The sequence below is a fragment of the Kineococcus vitellinus genome, assembly GCF_009906315.1.
Lineage (GTDB): Bacteria > Actinomycetota > Actinomycetes > Actinomycetales > Kineococcaceae > Kineococcus > Kineococcus vitellinus.
Map to the genome: position 1 here is coordinate 1 of NZ_JAAALL010000560.1, position 1,238 is coordinate 1,238.

Sequence of the window (1,238 nt, forward strand, 5' to 3'; positions counted from 1 at the left end):
GAAGCGGTCCTGCGCGCGGCGGGCCGCCAGCGAGGCGCCCGGCGGGACGCCGTCGGAGAGCACCGCGAACGCCAGCAGCCGGCCGTCGGCGTCGCGCAGCAGGCCGGCGAGGCTGCTCACCCCGGTCAGGGTGCCGGTCTTGGCGCGCACCACCCCCGCGCCGGCGGCCGAGGCGGGGACGTCGTAGCGGTCGGCCAGCGTGCCGTTGACGTCCGCGACCGCCAGCCCGGAGGCCACCGCCGCCAGCTCCGGGTGCTCCCCGCCGGCGACCAGGGCGAGCAGGTCCGTCAGCGCGCGCGCCGGGATCCGGGTGCCCCGGCCCAGGCCGCTGCCGCCCTGCAGCTGCACGCCGGTGACGTCGACGCCCAGGGCCGCGACCTGCTGCACGACGGCGTCGGAGGCGTCGTCGAAGGTCGCCGGGCGCTCGCCGGCCGCGGCCACCCGGCGCGCGAGCACCTCCGCGAGGGTGTTGTCGCTCGTGGTGAGCATCAGCTCCACCTGCTCGGCGGTGCTCGCCGACTCCACGGCCGCCAGCGTCGCCGCCCCCGGCTGCGCGGCGGTCCGCACGAGCGCGCCGCCGCCCTGGTCGATCACCTGCACGCCCGCGGCGCCCAGCGCCCGCGCGAAGGCCTGCGCGGCGGCCAGGGCCGGGTCGGGGGCGCGCGGCGCGGTCTCCCCCGGCGCCAGCCGGCCCTCGTCGACGGCCAGCGGCGAGATCGGGGCGACGAACCCGGCGGCCACGTCGCCGGCGCCCCAGCCGGAGGAGGTCGCCGGGCCGGTGAAGGCGGAGTCGTCCAGGCGCACGGCGACGGCGGAGCGCCCGCCGGCCAGCAGCGCCGCCGCCGTGCGGGCGGCCAGGTCGCCCAGGCCCGCGTGGCCGTTCACCGCGTCCGCGTCGCCCGCCCCGGCGGCCAGCAGCACGTCGCCGCCGGCGACCAGGACGACCTCGTCGGCGGTGGCGCCGTCGACGACGCGGGTGCTCACGCGCGAGGCCGGCCCCAGCGCGCGCAGCGCGGCGGCCGCGGTGAGCAGCTTGGTCACCGAGGCGGGGGTGCGGGGGACGTCCACCTCGTCGGCGAGCAGGACCTCGCCGGTGGCGGCGTCCACGACGGCGGCCGACACCGAGGCGCCCAGCGCCGGGTCGGCCAGCAGGGGCGCGGCCAGGGCGCCGAGGACGGCCGGGTCCGGTGCCGGGGCGCCCGGGTCCAGGGCGGGGGCCACCGCGGGCGCCCCGGCAC

The 1,238-nt window shown here is 81.6% G+C and carries 1 protein-coding gene; it reads right to left on the bottom strand.

The genetic code is table 11. The features are described from left to right. Nucleotides 1-1,238, bottom strand: a 1,238-nt coding sequence (gene dacB / locus GTQ99_RS23395) for a D-alanyl-D-alanine carboxypeptidase/D-alanyl-D-alanine endopeptidase (protein ID WP_166618040.1), incomplete at both ends; no start/stop codon positions are given.